13 protein-coding genes are annotated in these 19,727 nt (G+C 73.2%); 9 read left to right on the plus strand and 4 right to left on the minus strand.

The window, feature by feature from the left end:
* Positions 1-15: 15 nt before the first annotated feature.
* From gatB to ACIODU_RS08800, 3 genes are all read left to right on the plus strand, one after another.
* Entirely contained in the window at positions 16-1,524 is a 1,509-nt protein-coding gene (gene gatB / locus ACIODU_RS08790) for an Asp-tRNA(Asn)/Glu-tRNA(Gln) amidotransferase subunit GatB (protein ID WP_401765521.1), read from the plus strand.
* A gap of 267 nt (positions 1,525-1,791) precedes the next feature.
* Positions 1,792-3,123, plus strand: a complete 1,332-nt coding sequence (locus tag ACIODU_RS08795; RefSeq protein ID WP_401765524.1) for an SLC13 family permease — start codon at positions 1,792-1,794, stop codon at positions 3,121-3,123.
* Between the two features lie 234 nt (positions 3,124-3,357).
* Complete coding sequence (locus ACIODU_RS08800; RefSeq protein ID WP_401765527.1) at positions 3,358-4,794, plus strand: RICIN domain-containing protein; 1,437 nt, start codon at positions 3,358-3,360, stop codon at positions 4,792-4,794.
* Between the two features lie 95 nt (positions 4,795-4,889).
* On the opposite strand, the gene ACIODU_RS08805 is transcribed toward ACIODU_RS08800, so the two are convergent.
* The gene (locus ACIODU_RS08805; protein ID WP_401765530.1) at positions 4,890-5,816 is read right to left on the minus strand and encodes an oxidoreductase; all 927 of its coding nucleotides are present in this window, start codon (positions 5,814-5,816) and stop codon (positions 4,890-4,892) included.
* A gap of 282 nt (positions 5,817-6,098) precedes the next feature.
* Here ACIODU_RS08805 and ACIODU_RS08810 point away from each other — a divergent pair, with 282 nt between their 5' ends.
* From ACIODU_RS08810 to ACIODU_RS08825, 4 genes are all read left to right on the plus strand, one after another.
* Positions 6,099-8,336 (plus strand): MMPL family transporter, encoded by a 2,238-nt coding sequence (locus ACIODU_RS08810; RefSeq protein WP_401765533.1) that lies wholly within the window; start codon positions 6,099-6,101, stop codon positions 8,334-8,336.
* Positions 8,337-8,509: 173 nt separating this feature from the next.
* Entirely contained in the window at positions 8,510-9,157 is a 648-nt protein-coding gene (locus ACIODU_RS08815; RefSeq protein WP_401765535.1) for a hypothetical protein, read from the plus strand.
* 271 nt (positions 9,158-9,428) lie between these two features.
* Positions 9,429-9,602 carry a hypothetical protein gene (locus tag ACIODU_RS08820; protein ID WP_401765538.1) on the plus strand — a complete coding sequence of 58 codons (174 nt, stop codon included), beginning with the start codon at positions 9,429-9,431 and terminating at the stop codon, positions 9,600-9,602.
* 206 nt (positions 9,603-9,808) lie between these two features.
* A complete protein-coding gene (locus ACIODU_RS08825) occupies positions 9,809-12,835 on the plus strand; it encodes an AAA family ATPase (protein ID WP_401765540.1) in 3,027 nt (1,008 codons plus the stop codon).
* 32 nt (positions 12,836-12,867) lie between these two features.
* On the opposite strand, the gene ACIODU_RS08830 is transcribed toward ACIODU_RS08825, so the two are convergent.
* From ACIODU_RS08830 to ACIODU_RS08840, 3 genes are all read right to left on the minus strand, one after another.
* Complete coding sequence (locus ACIODU_RS08830) at positions 12,868-13,074, minus strand: DUF6191 domain-containing protein (protein WP_401765897.1); 207 nt, start codon at positions 13,072-13,074, stop codon at positions 12,868-12,870.
* A gap of 37 nt (positions 13,075-13,111) precedes the next feature.
* Positions 13,112-14,302 (minus strand): PQQ-dependent sugar dehydrogenase, encoded by a 1,191-nt coding sequence (locus ACIODU_RS08835; protein WP_401765543.1) that lies wholly within the window; start codon positions 14,300-14,302, stop codon positions 13,112-13,114.
* A 123-nt stretch (positions 14,303-14,425) separates the two neighbouring features.
* Positions 14,426-15,436, minus strand: a complete 1,011-nt coding sequence (locus ACIODU_RS08840) for an aldo/keto reductase (protein ID WP_401765546.1) — start codon at positions 15,434-15,436, stop codon at positions 14,426-14,428.
* Positions 15,437-15,550: 114 nt separating this feature from the next.
* On the opposite strand from ACIODU_RS08840, the gene ACIODU_RS08845 reads away from it, so the two are divergent.
* Complete coding sequence (locus ACIODU_RS08845) at positions 15,551-16,492, plus strand: 2-hydroxyacid dehydrogenase (protein ID WP_401765548.1); 942 nt, start codon at positions 15,551-15,553, stop codon at positions 16,490-16,492.
* Between the two features lie 321 nt (positions 16,493-16,813).
* The gene (locus ACIODU_RS08850; RefSeq protein WP_401765551.1) at positions 16,814-19,720 is read left to right on the plus strand and encodes a putative bifunctional diguanylate cyclase/phosphodiesterase; all 2,907 of its coding nucleotides are present in this window, start codon (positions 16,814-16,816) and stop codon (positions 19,718-19,720) included.
* The last annotated feature ends 7 nt before the right edge of the window (positions 19,721-19,727 follow it).

The following is a 19,727-nucleotide window of genomic DNA, read 5'->3' on the forward strand; positions in this document are numbered from 1 at the left end:
AGGGAATGTTTCACCGTGACCGTCACTGAACTCGTGCCGTACGAGGACGCCCTCGCTACGTACGATCCCGTCATGGGCCTGGAGGTCCATGTCGAACTCGGCACCAGGACCAAGATGTTCTGCGGCTGCTCGACCGAGCTGGGGGCCGACCCCAACTCGCAGACCTGCCCCACCTGTCTGGGTCTGCCCGGCTCGCTCCCGGTCGTCAACGCGATCGGGGTCGAGTCGGCGATCAAGATCGGCCTCGCGCTCAACTGCGAGATCGCCGACTGGTGCCGTTTCGCCCGGAAGAACTACTTCTATCCGGACATGCCCAAGAACTTCCAGACCTCGCAGTACGACGAGCCGATCGCCTTCAACGGCCATCTGGACGTCCAGCTCGACGACGGCGAGATCTTCCGGGTGCAGATCGAGCGCGCCCACATGGAGGAGGACACCGGCAAGTCGCTGCACGTCGGCGGCGCCACCGGCCGTATCCACGGCGCGTCCCACTCCCTGCTCGACTACAACCGTGCCGGCATCCCGCTCATCGAGATCGTCACCAAGCCGATCGAGGGCGCGGGCGCCCGGGCCCCCGAGGTCGCCAAGGCGTACGTCGCCGAGCTGCGCGAACTCATCAAGGCGCTCGGGGTGTCCGAGGCGCGCATGGAGATGGGCCAGATGCGGTGCGACGTGAACCTGTCGCTGCGCCCGCACGGCCGCGAGGAGTTCGGCACCCGCTCCGAGACGAAGAACGTCAACTCGCTCCGGAGCGTGGAGCGCGCCGCCCACTACGAGATCCAGCGCCACGCCGCGGTGCTGAACTCGGGCGGCACGGTCGTCCAGGAGACCCGCCACTTCCACGAGGAGGACGGGTCCACCACGGCCGGCCGCGTCAAGGACAACGCGGAGGACTACCGTTACTTCCCGGAGCCCGACCTCGTGCCCGTCGCCCCCGCCCGTGACTGGGTCGAGGAACTGCGCGCCGGGCTGCCCGAGATGCCGCGCGCGCGGCGGAACCGGCTCCGCGAGGAGTGGGGCGTCACCGAGCACGACATGCAGTCGATGCTGAACGCGGGCGCGATCGAGCCGATCGTCGCCACGATCGCCGTCGGCGCCCCCGCTGACCAGGCCCGCAAGTGGTGGATGGGCGAGCTGGCCCGTCACGCCAACGAATCGGGCCGCGCGCTGGACGAGCTGCCCATCACCCCGGAGCAGGTGGCCCGGGTGGCGGCGCTGGTCGTGTCCGGCGACCTCAACGACAAGCTGGCCCGGCAGGTCTTGGACGGCGTCCTCGCCGGCGAGGGCGACCCGGACACCGTCGTGGAGAAGCGCGGCCTCAAGGTCGTCTCCGACGAGGGCGCGCTGGGGCCGGCCGTGGACGAGGCGATCGCGGGCAACGCGGCGATCGCCGACAAGATCAGGGCGGGCAAGGTAGCGGCGGCGGGCGCGCTGGTCGGCGCGGTCATGAAGGCCACGCGCGGCCAGGCGGACGCGGCGCGGGTGCGCGAACTGATCCTGGAGAAGCTGGGCGTCGAGGGCTGATCCTCGGTCCGGGCGGGGGCTGACCCCGCGCTGTATGTATGCCACCGGGGGTGGGGGGCCCCCCCCGGGGGGCCCCCCCCCCCCCCCCCCCCCGGGGGGGGGGGGGGCCTGAAACGGCGAGGCGCGCGGTACACACACCAGCGGGGGGGGGCGGGGGGGGGGGGGGGGGGGGGGCCGGGGGGGGGGGGGGGGGGCCCCCCGGGGGGGGGGGGGGGGCCCGGGGGGGGCCCCCCCCCCGGGGGGCCCCCCCCCCCCGACCCATGCCGGGTGCTTCAGGAGTGCGCTCTGAACGTCGTCGTCGCGGAAACCGTCTCCGTCGCGCTGCTGCTGGCGGTGCTGGCGTTCGCCGTCGTCCGCCCGCGCGGGTGGCCGGAGGCGGTCGCCGCCGTCCCCGCGGCGCTGCTGCTCGTCGCCCTCGGTGCCGTATCGCCGCACGAGGCGTGGCAGCAGACGCACAGCCTGCTGCCGGTGGTCGGCTTCCTCGCGGCGGTGCTCGTCCTGGCCCAGCTCTGCGCCGACGAAGGGCTGTTCAAGGCGGCGGGGGAGCTGGTGGCGCGGGTGTGCGGGCGCCGGCCGCGGCGGCTGCTGGGCGGGGTGTTCGCCGTGGCCGCCGTCATCACCGCGATCCTCAGCCTGGACGCGACGGTCGTCCTGCTCACGCCGGTGGTCTTCGCGACCGCCGCGCGGCTCGGTGCCCGGCCCCGGCCGCACGTGTACGCGTGCGCCCATCTCGCCAACTCCGCCTCGCTGCTGCTGCCGGTCTCCAACCTCACCAACCTGCTGGCGCTCACGGCGAGCGGGCTGTCGTTCACGCGGTTCGCGCTGCTGATGACCCTGCCGTGGATCGCGGCGGTGGGGGTGGAGTACGTGGTGTTCCGCCGGTTCTTCGCGGCGGACCTGGACGCGGGCACGGATCCGGGCGCGAATACGGGCGCGGACACGGTCGCGGATACCGACGGGGATACGGGCTCCGATCCGGTACGCGACAAGACCACCCCCGTCCCCGTCTTCACCCTCGTCGTCCTCGGCCTGACCCTCGCCGGGTTCGTGGTCACCTCGTTCGCCGGCATCGAGCCGGTCTGGGCGGCGTTCGCCGGGGCCGTCGTCCTCGCCGTCCGTGCGCTGGCGCAGCGCCGTACGACCGTGCCCGGTCTCGTCCGCGCCGCCTCGCCGCTCTTCTGCCTCTTCGTCCTCGCGCTCGGCGTGGTGGTCAAGGCGGTCGTGGACAACGGCCTCAACACCGGGATCGAGCACCTGCTCCCGGACGGCTCGTCGCTGGCCGCGCTGCTGGCGATCGCCGCCGTGGCCGCCGTCCTGTCCAACCTGATCAACAACCTCCCCGCGATCCTGGCCCTGTTGCCGGTCGTCGGGCCCGCCGGACCGGGGCCGGTCCTGGCCGCGCTGATCGGGGTCAACCTCGGTCCGAACCTCACGTACGTCGGCTCCCTGGCGACCCTGCTGTGGCGGCGCATCCTGCACGAGCACCGCACCGAGGCGGAGTTGGGGCTGTTCACCCGGCTGGGGCTGCTGACCGTGCCCGCCACGCTCCTGGTCTCGACGGTCGGGCTCTGGCTGTCCCTGCTCGCCTTCGGGAGCTGACCCCGCGCGGGTAAACAGCCGTCAAAAACCAGGTCTGCATGTCATGTGATCGGTGGCCAGGCCATTGACGCGCCGTTGGTCTAGTCCTTTACTCGTTCCCACACCGGCCGGTTCACATGAACGGTCTCCGTTCTTTCACCTGAACCACGACGGCCGATCCCCCTCCACACATTCCGGTACTTGTCTGCGCTCCACCCCCACGTGTGAATTGATGCGTCCATGACAGGAGTTTCCGTGTTCCGATCCTGTACGAGAGCCCTCGCCGCCGTCCCGGCCGTGCTCGCCCTGGCCGCCACCGCGGTCGTCGCCACGGCCGGCGGCGCCAGCGCCGCGGCCAACCCGGGCCCCGGCTTCCCCGCGCAGTACGCGGCGCCCTACATCGAGACCTACGCCGCGCCGTCGGCGATGGCCAACGCCCGCAACGCCACCGGGCTCAAGTACTTCACCCTCGCCTTCATCATCGACGGCGGCGGCTGCAACGCCACGTACAACGGGGACACCCCCCTCACCGACGCCGGCTGGACCTCGGCGATCAACGCCAACCGGGCCGCGGGCGGCGACGTCATCGCCTCGTTCGGCGGCGCCGCCGGCACCGAGCTGGCACAGGCCTGCACCTCGGTGGCCGCCCTCAAGACCCAGTACAAGCGGGTCATCGACGGCCTCAACCTGACCCGGGTCGACTTCGACATCGAGGGCGACGGTGTCATCGACGACGACGCGGCCAACGACCGCCGCAACAAGGCGCTCGCCCAGCTCCAGCAGGAGTACGCGGCGGCCGGCAGGAAGCTCGACGTGCAGTTCACCCTGGCGACCGACCCCACCGGTCTGCCCCAGGACCAGCTCGACCTGCTGACCAACGCCAAGAACAACAACCTGACCGTGAACCTCGTCAACCTGATGACGATGGACTACGGCCCGGCGATGGACATGGGCAAGGCGGCCACGGACGCGGCCACCGCGCTGCACGCCCAGCTCGGCCGGATCTGGACCACCAAGACCGACGCGCAGCTGTGGGCGATGGAGGGCAACACCCCGATGATCGGGGTGAACGACACCACGGCCGAGGTGTTCTCCACGGGCAACGCGAACACCCTCGCCGCCTTCGCCAAGGCGAAGGGCATCCAGGAGCTGGCCTTCTGGGCGCTCGGCCGGGACAAGGCCTGCGCGAGCAACGGCACCCTCTCCGACACGTGCAGCGGCACGTCGCAGAGCGCCTGGCAGTTCTCCAGCATCTTCAACGGCGTTACGGGCCCCGGCGGCGGCACCACCCCGCCGCCCACCGGCGGCGCGACCGGCAGGATCACCGGACTCGGCGGCAAGTGCGTCGACGTGAACGCGGCGAGCAACGCCAACGGGACGGCCGTACAGCTCTACGACTGCAACGGCTCCACCGCCCAGCAGTGGACGGTGTCCACGGACGGTACGGTCCGGGCGCTCGGCAAGTGCCTCGACCTCGCCGCGGCGGGGACGGCGAACGGCACCAAGGCGCAGTTGTACGACTGCAACGGCACGGGCGCCCAGCAGTGGCAGAAGGGCACCGGCAACACGCTGGTGAACCCGGTGTCCGGCAAGTGCCTGGACGTCACGGACAAGTCCACGGCCAACGGTGCGCGGCTCCAGATCTGGACCTGCGCGGGCGGCACCAACCAGCAGTTCCTGCTCCCCGCCTGACGACCGGTCACCGATCCGGCCGGTCCCGGATCCAACCGGTCACCGATCCGGCCGGTCACCGATCCGACCCGGCCGGCGGACGCGGCGGGCCTGCTTCAGGACCAGTGGTAGCAGACGTGGGTCTGCTCCTCCGAGTCCGTCCACAGGCTCGCCGCCAGCCGGATGTCCGACGCCGCCGCCGGCAGCTTGGCGGGCTGCGGCGTCTCGGGCGCGCCGCGCCTGCCGCCCGGCTCGTAGTAGCCGCCCGGGGTCACGTCCCGGGCGGTCGCCGCGTACAGCGAGGGCAGCGCGGCCTCCTCCGTACTGGAGCCGATGACCCGCCCGATCGCGAGCCTCGACAGGTGGCGGGTGAGGCCGGAGCTGTGCTGCTGGAGTCCGGTGAAGGCCGAGCCCGGGTGGACGACCACGCTGGTCAGGGGCACTCCCGCCGCGTCGGCGCGGCGCTGGAGCTCCTGGGCGAAGAGGATGTTGGCGAGCTTGGACCTGGCGTACGAAGCCATCGGCCGGTAGTGCTTCACGCTCTGCGGATCCTCCAGGTCACCGGTGAAGGCCCTGGCTCCGGCGATCGCCGCGCTGACCGTCACCACTCTCGGCGCGGGCGCCTTGAGCAGCAGCGGCAGCAGGCGTCCGGTGAGCGCGAAGTGGCCGAGGTGGTTGATGCCGAAGGTCAGCTCGAAGCCGTTCTTCGTGGTACGGCGCTCGGGGATGGCCATCACGCCGGCGTTGTTGACCAGCAGGTCCAGCGGGCGGCCGCTCTCGGTCAGCCGGCCGGCGAAGGCCGCGACGGAGGACAGGTCGGAGAGGTCGAGCGCCTCGGCGCGGACCGCGGCGCCGGGGACGGCCGCGGTGAGCCGGCCGGCGGCGGCGCGGACCTTGTCGGCGGAGCGTCCCGCCAGCACGACCTCGGCGCCCGCGCGCGCCAGCTCGACGGCGGTGACCTCGCCGATGCCGCTGTTGGCGCCGGTCACGACGGCGAGGCGGCCCTGCTGGCGGGGAAGGTTCTGTGGGGACCACTCGGACATGGGGCGGATCACTCCTCGGGACGGACAGGCGCCAGGTGGGACAAGTGTAGATAAGTAAGGGAATGTCCGGTTGTCGGAGACCGGCTCCCCGGCTTCCGTCGCGCGGCTCTTCCGTGGGAGTTCCCGGTCGGCGGGCACTGTGAGTAAACCCACGAAGCGGACAAATGATCATTACCGGCTGCGAGAGTGGCTCTCCGTAGGTCACGCGCTCTTCACCCAGGATCCCCACGCCCCACGACGGGTGTTCACGGTGCGGAGCCACGAACCCCTGGGAGCACCCTCTTGGCAGCCCTCGCGCGATGGTGCGTCAGGCATCGCCTGCTCGCCGTCCTCCTGTGGCTGACCACCCTCGGGGGCGTCACGGTGGCGGCGCAGGTGATGGGGTCCTCGTACTCGAGCTCCACCAGCTCCGACACGTCCGGCAGCGAGTCCGGGCACGCGGCCCAGCTCCTCACCGAGAAGTTCCAGGGGCTCGGCGGTGACAGCGACTCCGTCGTCTGGCACACGGACCGGGGCTCGGTCCGTACGGGCGAGGTCCGCCAGGACATGAGCAGGACGCTCGCCACCATCGCGAAGCTGCCCGGGGTCTCGTCCGTGGTCAGCCCGTACGCCCCCGACGGCGACGGCCGGATCAGCGAGGACGGCCGTACCGCCTACGCGACCGTCACCTTCGACCAGCAGGCCGACGACCTCCCGGAGGCGCGGGCCCAGGCGGTGGTCGACACCGCGAAGGCCGCCGCCACGGACACTCTCGACGTGGACCTGGGCGGTGACGCCGTCGCCCTCACCCAGGGCTCGACGGGCGCCCACCTCACCGAGATCGTGGGGGTGGTCGTCGCCGCCGTCGTCCTCTTCCTGGCCTTCGGCTCGCTCGCCGCCAGCGCGCTGCCCCTCGCCACCGCGCTCGTCTCGGTCGGCACGGCGTACGCGGGCATCGTGCTCCTCGGCCATGTGATGACCGTCGCCGACTTCGCGCCCATGCTCGGCCTGCTGATCGGGCTCGGCGTCGGGATCGACTACGCGCTGTTCATCGTCACCCGGCACCGCAAGGGCCTCAAACGCGGGCTCACCGTCACCGAGGCCGCCACCAACGCCGTCGCGACCACCGGCAGGGCCGTCGTCTTCGCCGGGGCCACCGTCTGCATCGCCCTGCTCGGCATGCTGGTCCTCCGGCTCGGCTTCCTCAACGGCGTCGCGATCGCCGCGTCCCTCACCGTCGTGCTGACGGTCGCCGCGTCCGTCACCCTCCTGCCGTCCCTGCTGTCGTTCGTGGGGACGCGCGCGCTGAGCCGGCGCGAACGCGCGCGGCTCGCCACCCGCGGCCCCGAGCCCGAGGTCCCCGGCGGCCTCGCCGTCCGCTGGTCGCTCTTCGTGGAGCGCCACCCCAAGCTGCTGGGCGCGATCGCCGCCGGGGTGATGCTCCTCCTGGCCCTGCCCACGCTCTCCCTCCACCTCGGTACCTCCGACCAGGGCAACGACCCCGCCACGACCACCACCCGGCAGGCGTACGACCGGCTCGCCGACGGATTCGGCCCCGGCGTCAACGGGCCGCTCGCGCTGGTCGCGCACCTCGACGGCGCGGACGACCGGCTCGCCATGGACCAGCTGCCCGACCTGCTCCGTACGACCGAGGGGGTGGCGTCCGTCGGCCCGATCATGTTCAACGGCAGCGGCGACACCGCGTCGCTCACCGTCGTACCGACGTCGGCCCCGCAGTCCCGCCAGACCAGCGAGCTGGTCGACCGGTTGCGTACGGACGTGGTCCCGCGCGCCGAGACCGACACCTCCCTGGAGGTGTACGTCGGCGGGGTCACCGCCAGCTACGACGACTTCGCCGCCACGATCGTCGGCAAACTGCCGCTCTTCGTCGGGGTGGTGATCAGCCTCGGCTGTCTGCTCCTCCTGCTCGCCTTCCGCTCCCTGGGCATCCCGCTCAAGGCGGCGGTGATGAACGTGGCCGCCGTCGCCTCGTCCTTCGGGGTGGTGGTCGCGATCTTCCAGTGGGGGTGGGGGAGCGAGCTGCTGGGGCTCGGGGGCGGCGGGCCGATCGAACCGTTCCTGCCCGTGATCATGGTGTCCGTCCTCTTCGGTCTCTCCATGGACTACCAGGTCTTCCTGGTCAGCCGGATGTACGAGGAGTGGCTGGAGACCGGCGACAACAGACGGGCGGTACGGGTCGGGCTCGCCGAGACCGGACGGGTGATCAACTCGGCGGCCGTCATCATGATTTCGGTGTTCCTGGCCTTCGTCCTCAGCGGCGAACGGGTCATCGCGATGTTCGGCATCGCCCTGGCCGCCGCGGTTGCGCTGGACGCGTTCGTCCTCCGTACCCTGCTGGTGCCCGCGCTCATGCACCTGCTCGGCGGTGCCAACTGGTGGCTGCCGAAGCGGCTGGACCGGTGGCTGCCACGGATCAGCGTCGAGGCACCCGAGTGCCGTCCGAGCGGGACGGTCCACGAGGTACGGCACCGGGTGACGGCGGTGAAGAGGGAGTCGGACGTCCGCGACATCGCCGGGTGACATCGCCGGGTGACGGGGCGGAGCCGTGCCCCCCAGTGGCCGGGTGACCGGGCGCCGGGGGACCGCCGGGAGGGCGCCGGGGGACGGCCCGGAGGGCGCCTGAGGTTGAGCCACTTCCGGTCAGTTCCGGCGTTCTCAGGAAGTTCTCAGACTTCGCCCCTAGCGTGCGCCGTATGAACCCCACCTCCAAGACCCAGACCCCCGAGCCGGAGTCGTCCCAGGACCCCACGCCTGAGAGCGCCGCGGCCACCGAGCCCAAGGCCGGGGAGAGCGACGTGCGTGACGAGGCGGTGCCCGCTCCCCGCACGGCGGACCCCGCCGGGGGGACCGGCGCGGACGGCGCGCTCGTGGTCGAGTTCGACGACGAGTCCGACGACGGCGACGACGACTTCGCGGACGAGCTCGCCGCCGAGCGCGGTCACTCCGGCCTGGGCTCCATGGCCGGCGCCTTCCTCGCCCTGGCCCTCGGCATCGTCGGCCTGACCGGCACCTGGTTCGGCAAGGTCCTCTCCGAGCGCGAGGCCCTCTCCGGGCAGGTCAAGCTGGACCAGAGCGCCACCGCCGCCAAGCAGATCTCCGAGGGGTACGCCGACGCGTGGCACGCCTCCGCCGCCGCCAACGGGGTCGTCGCGCTGCTCGCCCTGCTGGTCGGCGCGATCGTGGTGGCCCTGCCGCAGCGGACCGGCTGGGTGCGTCCCGTCGCCGTCGCGGGGGCCGTCCTCGGCTTTGTGGGCATCCTGGTCGCGCTGGGCATGTACTTCGACATCTTCGCGTCGATCCCGGTGCCGCCCGCGCCGCCGGCCGCCCCGGCGGCCCCGTAGGCACCCGGCGGACGACCGCTTTCCCTCCGGGCTCTCCGCTCGGCTCTCCTCCCGGCCTAAGGCCCCCGCGCGCTTCGCCGCCGGAGCCTTAGGCCGTACCTATGCCCGTACGTCCGCACCCCCGCGCCCGGCCCCACTTCGCGGACACGCCCTAAGGCCCCGGGGGGTCGCGAAATGCGGCACTCTCCCGATGTGGGCGGACCCCCTGGGCGGCGAGGGTGGAGGCATCACCGGACGCCGACGCCGGAACCTTCGCCCCAGGGGGAACACCATGTTCGAGTACGAACTCCAGAAGATCCACACCGACGAGCTGCTGCGCCGGGCCGCCCAGGGGCGGCTCGTCCGGGAGGCCCGGGCCGCGCGGCGCGAGGCGCGGCGAGCCGCCAGGGACGCCGGGGAGGGGCCGGTGAATCCCCTCCGCGACCGCTTCGCGCGCGCGGCATGAGGCCACGGGCCGTACCGCGGGCCGGACAGCGGGCCGGAGCGCAGACCGAACCGCAGGCCGCTCCGGCGCGGGCCCTCGTGCCCGCGCCGGAGCGCGCGCCCGCCCTCACGCGGGCGCGCACCCCCGTTCCCGCGCCCGGCCCGCACGGGCAGACGAACGGACCTGCGCACGGACAAACCGGTACGCCGGGCTCGGGCAGTTGTGCGATGCTCGGCCGTGTGGATACCAGGTCCGTCAGCCCTGTGTTCGTCGGCAGAGCCGGCGAACTGACCGCCCTCACCGAAGCGCTCGCCCGCGCCGACGCCGGTGAGCCCCAGGCGTTGCTCGTCAGCGGCGAGGCCGGGGTCGGCAAGACCCGCCTGGTCGAGGAACTGCTCGACACCGCCTGCGCGCGGAAGGCCGTCGTCGCCGTCGGCGGCTGCGTCGAGATCGGCGCCGACGGACTGCCCTTCGCCCCCTTCTCCACCGCCCTGCGCTCCCTGCTGCGCCGCCTGCCCGACGAACTGATCGCGGCGGCCGACGGCCAGGAGGGCGAACTGGCCCGGATCCTGCCCGAGCTGGGGCAGTCGGGGCGGGAGGCGCTCGGCGAGGACTCCACCGCGCGCCTCTTCGAACTGACCGTCCGCCTCCTGGAGCGCCTGGCCGCCGACCGTACGGTCGTACTCGTCCTGGAGGACCTGCACTGGTCCGACGCCTCCACCCGGAACCTCCTCGCCTACCTCTTCCGCGCCCTGCGCCGCGGCCGGCTCGTCGTCATCGCCACCTACCGCGCCGACGACATCCACCGCCGCCACCCGCTGCGCCCGCTCCTGGCCGAGCTGGACCGCCTGCGGTCCGTACGCCACCTCGAACTCTCCCGCTTCACCCGCGCCGAGGTCGCCATCCAGCTGGCCGGCATCCTCGCCGCCGAACCGGACGCGGCCCTGCTGGACGAGATCTTCACCCGCTCCGACGGCAACGCCTTCTTCGTGGAGGAACTGGCCTGTTCGTACGGCACCGGCTGCCGCCCCGGCCTGAGCGAGTCCCTGCGCGACGTCCTGCTCGTCCGGGTCGAGGCCCTTCCGGAGCACGCCCAGCGGATCGTCCGGATCGTCGCCGAGGGCGGCACCACCGTCGAACACCCGCTGCTGCTCGCCGTCTCGCGGCTCACCGAGGACGACCTCATCGAGGCGCTGCGGCTCGCCGTCGGCGCGAACATCCTGCTCCCGGTGGACGACAACAGCTACCGCTTCCGCCACTCGCTGGTCCGCGAGGCGGTCAGCGACGACCTGCTCCCCGGCGAGCGCTCCCGGCTCAACCGCCGCTACGCGGAGGCCCTGGAGGCGCATCCGGGGTACGTCTGCGCCGACGTACGGACCACCCGCCTCGCCGGGTACTGGTACAACGCCCACGACGCGGCCAAGGCCCTGCCCGTCGTCCTCAGCGCCGCCGTCGAGGCCCGGCAGCGCTACGCCCACTCCGAGCAACTGCGCCTGCTGGAGCGGGCCATGGAGCTGTGGGACGACGCCCCGCCGGAAGTGCTCGCCACCCTCCGGCCGCCGGACGACGCCGAGGTCTACCCGGCGTGCGCCGGTGGTACGAAGACCTCCGCGCTCTCGTACCTCGACCTGATGGCGGAGGCGACCGTCGCCGCGCGCTTCGGCGGCGACCGCGAACGGGCCCTGGCGATCTCCAAGAAGGCCATGCGGGTCCTGGAGCGGGACACCGACCCGCTGCGCGCCGCGTGGTTCTGGACCCAGCGCTCCCGGCTCATGCAGGACCTCACGCGCGGCGACGGCTGGCAGGAACTCGCCACCGCCCAGGAGCTGGTACGCGGCCTGCCGCCGTCGGCCGTGCACGCCGACATCCTGGTCAACATCGCGAGCTGGGGCGCCCTGCACCGGCCCGGCCCCGACGCGCTGGCTGCCGCGACCCGGGCCGTCGAGTACGCCGAGCTGGTCGGCGCCGAGTTCATCGAGCTGCACGCCCGCCTCACCCACGGCTGGCTCACCGCCGACGCGGGCGGCATCGAGGAGGGCCTCGCCGAGATGTACGCGGTGCGCGACCGGGCCGCCGAGATCGGCGCCGTCGGCATCATCGGCCGGGCCGGCACCAACCTGCCGTCCACGCTGGAGGCCGTGGGCCGCTCGGCGGAGGCCGTCACCGCCGCCGAACTGGCCATCGCCGTCTGCCACCAGCGGGGGCTCGCCAACTCGGAGAGCTGGGTGCGCGGCAACCTCGCCCAGTCACTCACCTCGCTGGGCCGCTGGACCGAGGCGGACCGGGTCCTCGACGAGGCCGCCGCGCTCGCCCTCTCCCGCAAGACCCGGGGCCTGATCGCCGACCGCCGCGCCGAACTGGCCCTGCGCCGGGGCGACCTGGCCGAGGCGCGGGCCCAGGTGGACGCGGCCCGCGCGTTCTACGGCACCCACGACCCGCAGCCGCAGCACTCCATCTCGCTGTCCAGGATGGCGATGAGCGTCGCCGCGCGGCAGGGCAGGCTCGCCGACGCCCGCGAGGAGTTCCGGCAGGCCGTCGGAAGGGGCTTCCCGCCGGGCACCCAGCGGTACGCGCTCCCGCTGCTGTGCGCGGCGGTCGCGATGGAGGCCGGGGCGCTGGGCCTGCCGGGCGCGGCGGAGGGCCGGGCGCGGACCCTGGCCGCCGTACGGGCCGAGGCCAAGCGGCTGCCGACGATCGTGCCCGTCTGGCAGGCGTACGGTCTGCTGCTCGACGCCGAGCTGGCGCGCGCCGAGGGCCGTACGACCCCGGACCTTTGGGGGCGCGCGGCCGTCGCCTTCGAGCAGACCGGGCGCCCCTACGAGACGGCGCTGGCGCAGTGCGGCTGGGCCGCCGCCCTCCTGGACGCCCACGCCGACCGCTCCGCCGCGGCCGGCCCGCTGGCCCGGGCCCACGCACTCGCGACCGGCCTCGGCGCCCGCCCGCTGGCCGAGGAGACCGAACAGCTCGCCGCCCGGGCCCGTATCGCCCTCGACGCCGACCCCGGCCGGGCCGCCCTCACGGGCGCGGACACCGATCCCGTACGGGCCCTGGGCCTGACCCCGCGCGAACAGGACGTCCTGCGGCTGGTCGCCGCGGGCCACACCAACCGCCGGATCGCCGAGGAGCTGTACATCTCGCCGAAGACGGCGAGCGTGCACGTCTCCAACATCCTGGGAAAGCTCGGCGTCTCGGGCCGCACGGAGGCCGCCGCGACGGCCCACCGCCTGCGCCTGTTCAGCGACCCGGCGGCCTGAGGTCCGCAGGGCGCGGAACGTTCCGCTCCGGCTCAGCTCGCGGGCGACGGACCGGCCGGGTCGGACGGCGCCGAAGCCCCGGCCTGCTCGGCCGGGACCCGTATCGTCACCTTCCCCGAGGCGAGGTCTATCGGCCCCCGCCCCGGATCGTTCGCGTCGACGTCGACCCGGCTCAGCTCCAGCCGCTTCTGCTCCTCGGTGGTGTGCTTGCGGCCGGGTGCGAAGAGCTGCTCGATCATGTTGAACACGGACGGTCCACCTTCTCGCTACAGGTAGTCATGAGACCTCCAGCTGGAGGATCTTGTCGTCCCCCGGCCGCGGTGTCCCCCTGGTGTCCGTTTCGCTGGTCACCAACCACACCTTGCCGCCGCCCACCGCGAGCACCGTGCGCAGACGGCCGTACTGCCCCTGGAAGAACGCCTGGGGCGCCGCCGCCGATTCCCGTCCGTCCAGCGGAACGCGCCACAGCCGCTCGCCGCGCAGTCCCGCCATCCAGATGGAGCCCCGCGCGTACGCGATCCCGCTCGGGGACGCCTCGCTCGTCGGCCACTGGACCACCGGGTCCGTGAACCCCGCCTTCCCGGCCTTTCCCTCGACGTCCGGCCAGCCGTAGTTCTTCCCCGGCTCGATCAGGTTCAGCTCGTCCCAGGTGTTCTGGCCGAACTCCGCCGCCCACAGCCGGTTCCTGGAATCCCAGGCCAGGCCCTGCACATTGCGGTGGCCCGGCGAGTACACCAGCGAGTCGGGCACCGGATTGCCGGGCGCGGGATCCCCGTCCGGGGTCATCCGCAGGATCTTGCCCGCCAGCGACTTCATGTCCTGCGCGAGACCCGTCTCGCCCGTCTCGCCCGTACCCGCGTAGAGCATCTTGTCCGGGCCGAACGCGATCCGCCCGCCGTTGTGGATGGTGCCCTTGGGGATCGACCGCAGGACCGTGTCCGGCGCGCCCAGCTGCTCCCCGGCCGGCCTCGTGTCGTCGTAGCGCATCCGCGCGACGCGGTTGTCGGACTCCGTCGTGAAATACGCGTACACCAGGTGGTCCGAGGCGTACGACGGGGAGAGCGCGATCCCCAGCAGGCCCCCCTCGCCGTCGGGCGAGACGCCCGGCACCGAGCCGACCTTCGTCTGCTTCCCGCTGTCCTCGGCGACGCGCGTGATCGTGCCCTCGTCCCGGGAGGACACCAGCAGGTCGCCGTCGGGCAGGGCGGCCAGACCCCACGGCGACTTGAGCCCCTCGGTGAGCGTGCGCGCCACCTTCGCCGAGCCCTTCGCGGGCGCCGCCGACTCGCTCGCCTCCGCGCCGGTGGACGGCGCCCCGGCCGACGCGCCGGCGGACGTGCCCTCCGTGGTCGGCGCGGGGACCGGGATCCGGCCGGTCCGCTGCCCGTCACCGCCGTCGGAGGAGCATCCGGTGGCCACGAGAAGCACGGCAGCGGCCCATACGGCCGTCACTGCTGAACGTTGCACGGTTCTGATCCCTTCGGCGGGTGAGCGCTGCGGTTCCTACCGTTCTTACACCGCTGCCCCGTGTCAGGTTCCCACCGCCGGACCACGGATTCCCCGGAGCGCGGGATTCCGCGTGCCCCGCACTCAGTCCCAGGACCCCCGCGCCGCCGGAAGCGCCGCCAGATCCGCCAGATCCGCCGCCGTCAGCGCCAGCCCCGCCGCGCCCGCGTTCTCCACCGCCCACTCCGCCCGCTTGGTCCCCGGTACGGGCACCACGTGCGGCCCCCGCCCCAGCACCCACGCCAGCGCCACCTGCGCCGGGGTCGCGCCGTGCCGCTCCGCGACCCGTCGTATCCCCGCGACCAGCGGCTGGTTCGCGGCCATCATCTCCGCCGTGAACCGCGGATGCCTGGCCCGTACGTCGTCCGGCTCGAAGCCCTGCCCCGGCGTGAGCGTCCCGGTCAGGAAACCGCTCCCCAGCGGCATCGCCGCCAGGAACCCCACCCCGCGCGCCTCGCACCACGGCAGCAGCCGCTCCAGCGCCTCCGGCGACCACAGGGACAGCTCCGCCTGGACCGCGCTCACCGGGAAGACCTGCTGCACCCGTTCCAGCTGCCGGACGGTCGCCTCGTACGGCCGCGTCCGCGCACCCCGGCGGAAGGCCCGCGACGCCGTCGGCCCCGCCTCGACCGCGCACAGCCCGAGCGCCCGTACCTTCCCCGCGCCCACCAGCTCCGCCATGGCCCCCCACGTCTCCTCGACGGGTATCTCCGGGTCCGCGCGGTGGAGTTGGTACAGATCGATCACCTCGGTCCGCAGCCGCCGCAGCGAGGCGTCACAGGCCCGCTTCACATACCGGGGGTGGCCGTTGGCGACCAGATGCCGGTCGCCCACCAGCAGACCGCACTTGGTCGAGACGAAGATCTCGTCCCGCCGCTCCTCCACCACCCGCCCCAGCAGCAGCTCGTTGGTGAACGGCCCGTACATGTCGGCCGTGTCGAGCAGGCTCGTACCCGCGTCCAGCGCCGCGTGCACGGCCCGCAGCGACCGGTCGCCGCGCTGCTCCGAGGCGGTGTACGCCCAGCTCATCGGCGCGCAGCCGAGCCCGATCGCGCCCACGTCGAGGGCCGCCGCACCGATGGTCCTGCGCTCCAACCGCCGTGTCCCTTCTCGTTCCGCCCACACGCTAACCCCCGCGCCCGCCCGGCCCGCCGGGGGGCGGACCCCGCCGGCGGCGGCTCCGGACAGCCGTCGCATAGCCTCCTGGCCATGACTTCAGACATCTGGCTCCCGATACCGGCGGACGGGATCGAAGGGCTCCCCGCCGGACCCCGCTACGTCCACTGGGACGGCGCGGAGGACTTCCCCGCGGATCCCGCCGACTGCGCCTTCTACGTCGTCCCGTACATGAAGGGCGCGGAGGTGGCGGTCCGGCCGCTCGCGCGGATGACGTCCGTACGGGTCGTACAGACGCTGTCGGCCGGCACCGACCACGTGCTGCCGGGCCTCGCGTCCCTGCCCGCCGGCATCCGGCTGTGCAACGCGAAGGGCGTCCACGAGGCCAGCACCGCCGAACTCGCCCTCACCCTGATCCTCGCCTCCCTGCGGGGGATTCCCGGATTCGTCGCGGGCCAGGAGCGCGAGGAGTGGCGCTCCGGTTTCTACCCGGCGCTCGCCGACAAGTCGGTGCTGATCGTGGGGTACGGGTCGATCGGCGCCGCCATCGAGGACCGGCTCACGCCCTTCGAGTGCGCGCGGGTGGCGCGCGTCGCGCGCTCCGCCCGTGCCACGGAGCGCGGTGAGGTGCATCCGCTCGGCGCGCTGCCCGCCCTGCTCCCGGAGGCGGATGTCGTCATCCTCTCGACCCCGCTCACCGAGGAGACGAAGGGCCTGGCGGGAGCGGACTTCCTGGCCCGGATGAAGGACGGCGCTCTCCTCGTGAACGTGGCCCGCGGCGCCGTCGTCGACACCGAGGCGCTCCTCGGGGAGCTGGAAAGCGGAAGGATCAGGGCCGCACTTGACGTCACCGAGCCTGAACCGCTCCCCCCGGGGCATCCGCTCTGGCATGCTCCGGGTGTTCTCATCAGTCCGCACGTGGGCGGGTCCACCTCCGCCTTCCTGCCCCGTGCCAAGCGGCTGCTCGCCGGACAGCTGACCCGGTTCGTGGCGGGGGAGGAACCGCACAACGTGGTGCACACGACAGGCCACTGACCCGGACCGGCCGCGTCGTGGATACACCCGGTACTCGCAACTCCCCCGCTGGTGACGGAGAGTAGAAGTGCTATGTCCCTGAGTGACGAGACTGGTGTATCGTCCCGATCTGGGGGTCGCGACGTGCGCGGGTGCGACGCGGGGAGAGATCAGACAGCGAGGGGGGCGACGGGCGATGTACGGCCGATGGACCGACCATCCGACGCGGCAGGGCCGCCGACGGCGACCTCAGGACGCCCCGCCGCGTACCGAAGGCCCGATCCCCGCCCCGCACGGCCCGGGATCCGCGGCGGTGACAGCGACGCTCCCCGGGACGCTCCGGTGAGCGCCGAGAGCGTGCTCCCCGCCCACCGGCCCGCCCCGGGCGGACTCGGTACGGGGCTCGTCGCCCAGCTCTTCCTCGCCCTGATCTGCGGGGGGTACGCCGCGGGCGCCGCCCTGGGCTGGGGATCCCCGGAACTGGCCCTGATAATGGGTGACTTCGGGCTGAGCCTCGCCGCGGGCATCGCGGCCGTCTCCTGCTTCCTCTACGCCCGCGGCCGCGACCGGCGCTTCCGCCCCGCCTGGCTGCTCTTCTCCCTGTCCTCCGCCATGGCCTCCTGCGGCAACGCCGTCTGGGGGTGGTACGAAGTGGTCCTCGACCGCCCCGTGCCGGGCCTGTCCCTCGCCGATCTCTTCTTCCTCTGCTTCGCGCCGCCCGCCATCGTGGGCCTGCTCGTCCTCGCCAAGCGCCCCGTCACGAAGGCCGGCTGGGTCTGCCTGGCCCTGGACTCCTGGCTCATCGGCGGCTCGCTGCTGACCCTCTCCTGGAGCCTCGCCCTCGCGCACAACGCGCACTTCCGGGGCGAGAGCGTCGCCCAGGCCGCCCTGTCCCTCGCCTACCCCCTGCTCGACATCGTGCTCGTCAGCATGGTGCTCGCGCTGCACTTCCGCCGCTCCACGGGCAGCCGCTCGGCGGTGAACACCGCCATCGCCGCCCTCGCGCTGACCGTGCTGTGCGACGCCCTGTTCACCTCGCCGCTGCTGCGGGCCACGTACCGCTCGGGACAGCTCCTGGACGCGGGCTGGTTCGCCGGCTCCCTCCTTCTCGCGTACGCGCCCTGGGGCGTGCGCCGCGGCGCGGACCCGGCGCCCGACCCGCCGCCCCCGGTCCCCGCCCTCGCCCCGCCCGTCCGCCCCTCCAGCCGCCCCATCGCCGGCTCCCTGGCCGCGCTCACGCCGTACCTCGCCGCCGCCGTCTGCACGCTCGGGATCCTCTACAACGTCATCGAGGGCCGCCGGGTGGACCGGGTGGTGGTCCTCACCGGCTGTACGGTCGTGCTCGCCCTGGTCGTACGGCAGGGCATCATGCTCCTCGACAACATCGCGCTCACCCACGAACTGGCCCAGAAGGAGAACCACTTCCGCTCTCTGGTCCAGGGGTCCAGCGACGTCATCATGATCGCCGCGCCCTCCGGCACCCTGCGGTACGTGAGCCCCGCCGCGACCGGCGTCTACGGACGCGACGCCGAGGCCCTCGTCGGCGCCGAGCTGGCCACGATCATCCACCCCGACGACCTCGGCCGGGTGCACCACGAGGTACGGCGATTTCTGGCCGCGCCTCCCACGGAGGAGCCCACGACCCGGATCGAGTGCCGCTTCAAGTCCGGCACCGGCGACTGGCTCAACGTGGAGTCCACCGTCAACCGCCACCAGGGCGGGCTGATCTTCAACAGCCGTGACGTCACCGAGCGGGTCCGCCTCCAGGCACAGTTGCAGCACAACGCCGAGCACGACCCGCTCACCGACCTGCCCAACCGCGCCCTGTTCACCGAGCGCGTCCGGCTCGCTCTCTCCGGACGCCGCTCCAGCGACCCCGGCACGGCCGTGCTCTTCATCGACCTCGACGGCTTCAAGAGCGTCAACGACCGGCTGGGCCACCAGGTCGGCGACGAACTGCTGATCCAGGCCGCCCGCCGGCTCCAGGACTCCGTCCGGGCCGAAGACACCGTCGCCCGGCTCGGCGGCGACGAGTTCGCCGCGATCGTCCTCGGCGACGGCGGGGACGACCAGACGGCCCGCGAGTACCTGGTCCACGAGATCGCCGACCGGCTGCGCCTCCAGCTCTCGCAGCCGTACCGCATCGAGGGCAACGACGTCCGGGTCGCCGCCTCCATCGGCGTCGCCTTCGCCGAGCCCGGCATCACCCCCACCGACCTGATGCGCAACGCCGACCTCGCCATGTACCGCGCCAAGGCGGGCGGGAAGGACCGCGTCGAGCTGTACGCCCCCCAGATGCAGGCCGACGTCGTCCGCAGGACGGAGCTGGCGGCCCGGCTGCGCACCGCGCTGCACGACGGTGAGTTCGCGCTCCTGCACCAGCCCGTCGTGCACCTGGCCACCGGCCGGGTCTGCTCGGTGGCCGCCCAGGCGCGCTGGCGCACCGCCCAGGGCATCCTCTCCACCCCGGCCGAGATCCTGCGCGTCGCCGACGACAGCGACCGCACCGCCGAGCTGGGCCGCTGGGTGCTCGAAGAGGCCGTCGCGCAGGCCGCCGAGCGCACCGCGCTCGGCCACCCCGCCCCGGTCGTCGTACGGCTCCCGGCCCGCAGACTGCTCGACCGGTCCCTGCCCCTCGGCACAGTGGAAACCCTCCTGGCCCGCCACGGCCTGCCCTCCGGGGCGCTGGTCATCGAGCTGGCCGACAGCGACCCCCGCAGCTCCCTGGACGAGCTGGAGCACCGCCTCCTCGCGCTGCGCCGGCTCGGCGTACGGATCGCGCTCGACGGCTTCGGCAGCGGGTGCGCGGCCCTCCACGCCCTGCGCCGCCTCCCCGTGGACATCCTGAAACTGGACCGCGGGCTGGTCGACGGAGTGGTCGAGTCCGCCCGGCTGCACAAGATCACCACCGGGCTGCTCAAGATCGCCGGGGACCTCGGCCTGGAGTCCGTGGCGGAGGGCGTGGACCTCCCCGAGCAGGTGGTGGCCCTGCGGGCCATGGGCTGCACGCACGGCCAGGGCATGGCCTTCTCCGGGCCGCTCGACGAGTTCCGGCTCCGCCGCGCCCTGGTGCGCGGCTCCTACCCGCTCCCCGGCGGCGCCCCGGGCACCCCCGGCGTTCCGCGGCCCGTCCTGAGCGGCGGCTCCCTGCCCGTCCGCTACACGCGCCCGCAGGGCGGTGACCGGATTCCGTACCCCTCCATCCCCGCCAGCCGCTCAAATAATGAGACGCCCGTCCCACCCACTTGACAGCCGT

It is taken from the genome of Streptomyces sp. NPDC088261, assembly GCF_044740805.1.
Lineage (GTDB): Bacteria > Actinomycetota > Actinomycetes > Streptomycetales > Streptomycetaceae > Streptomyces.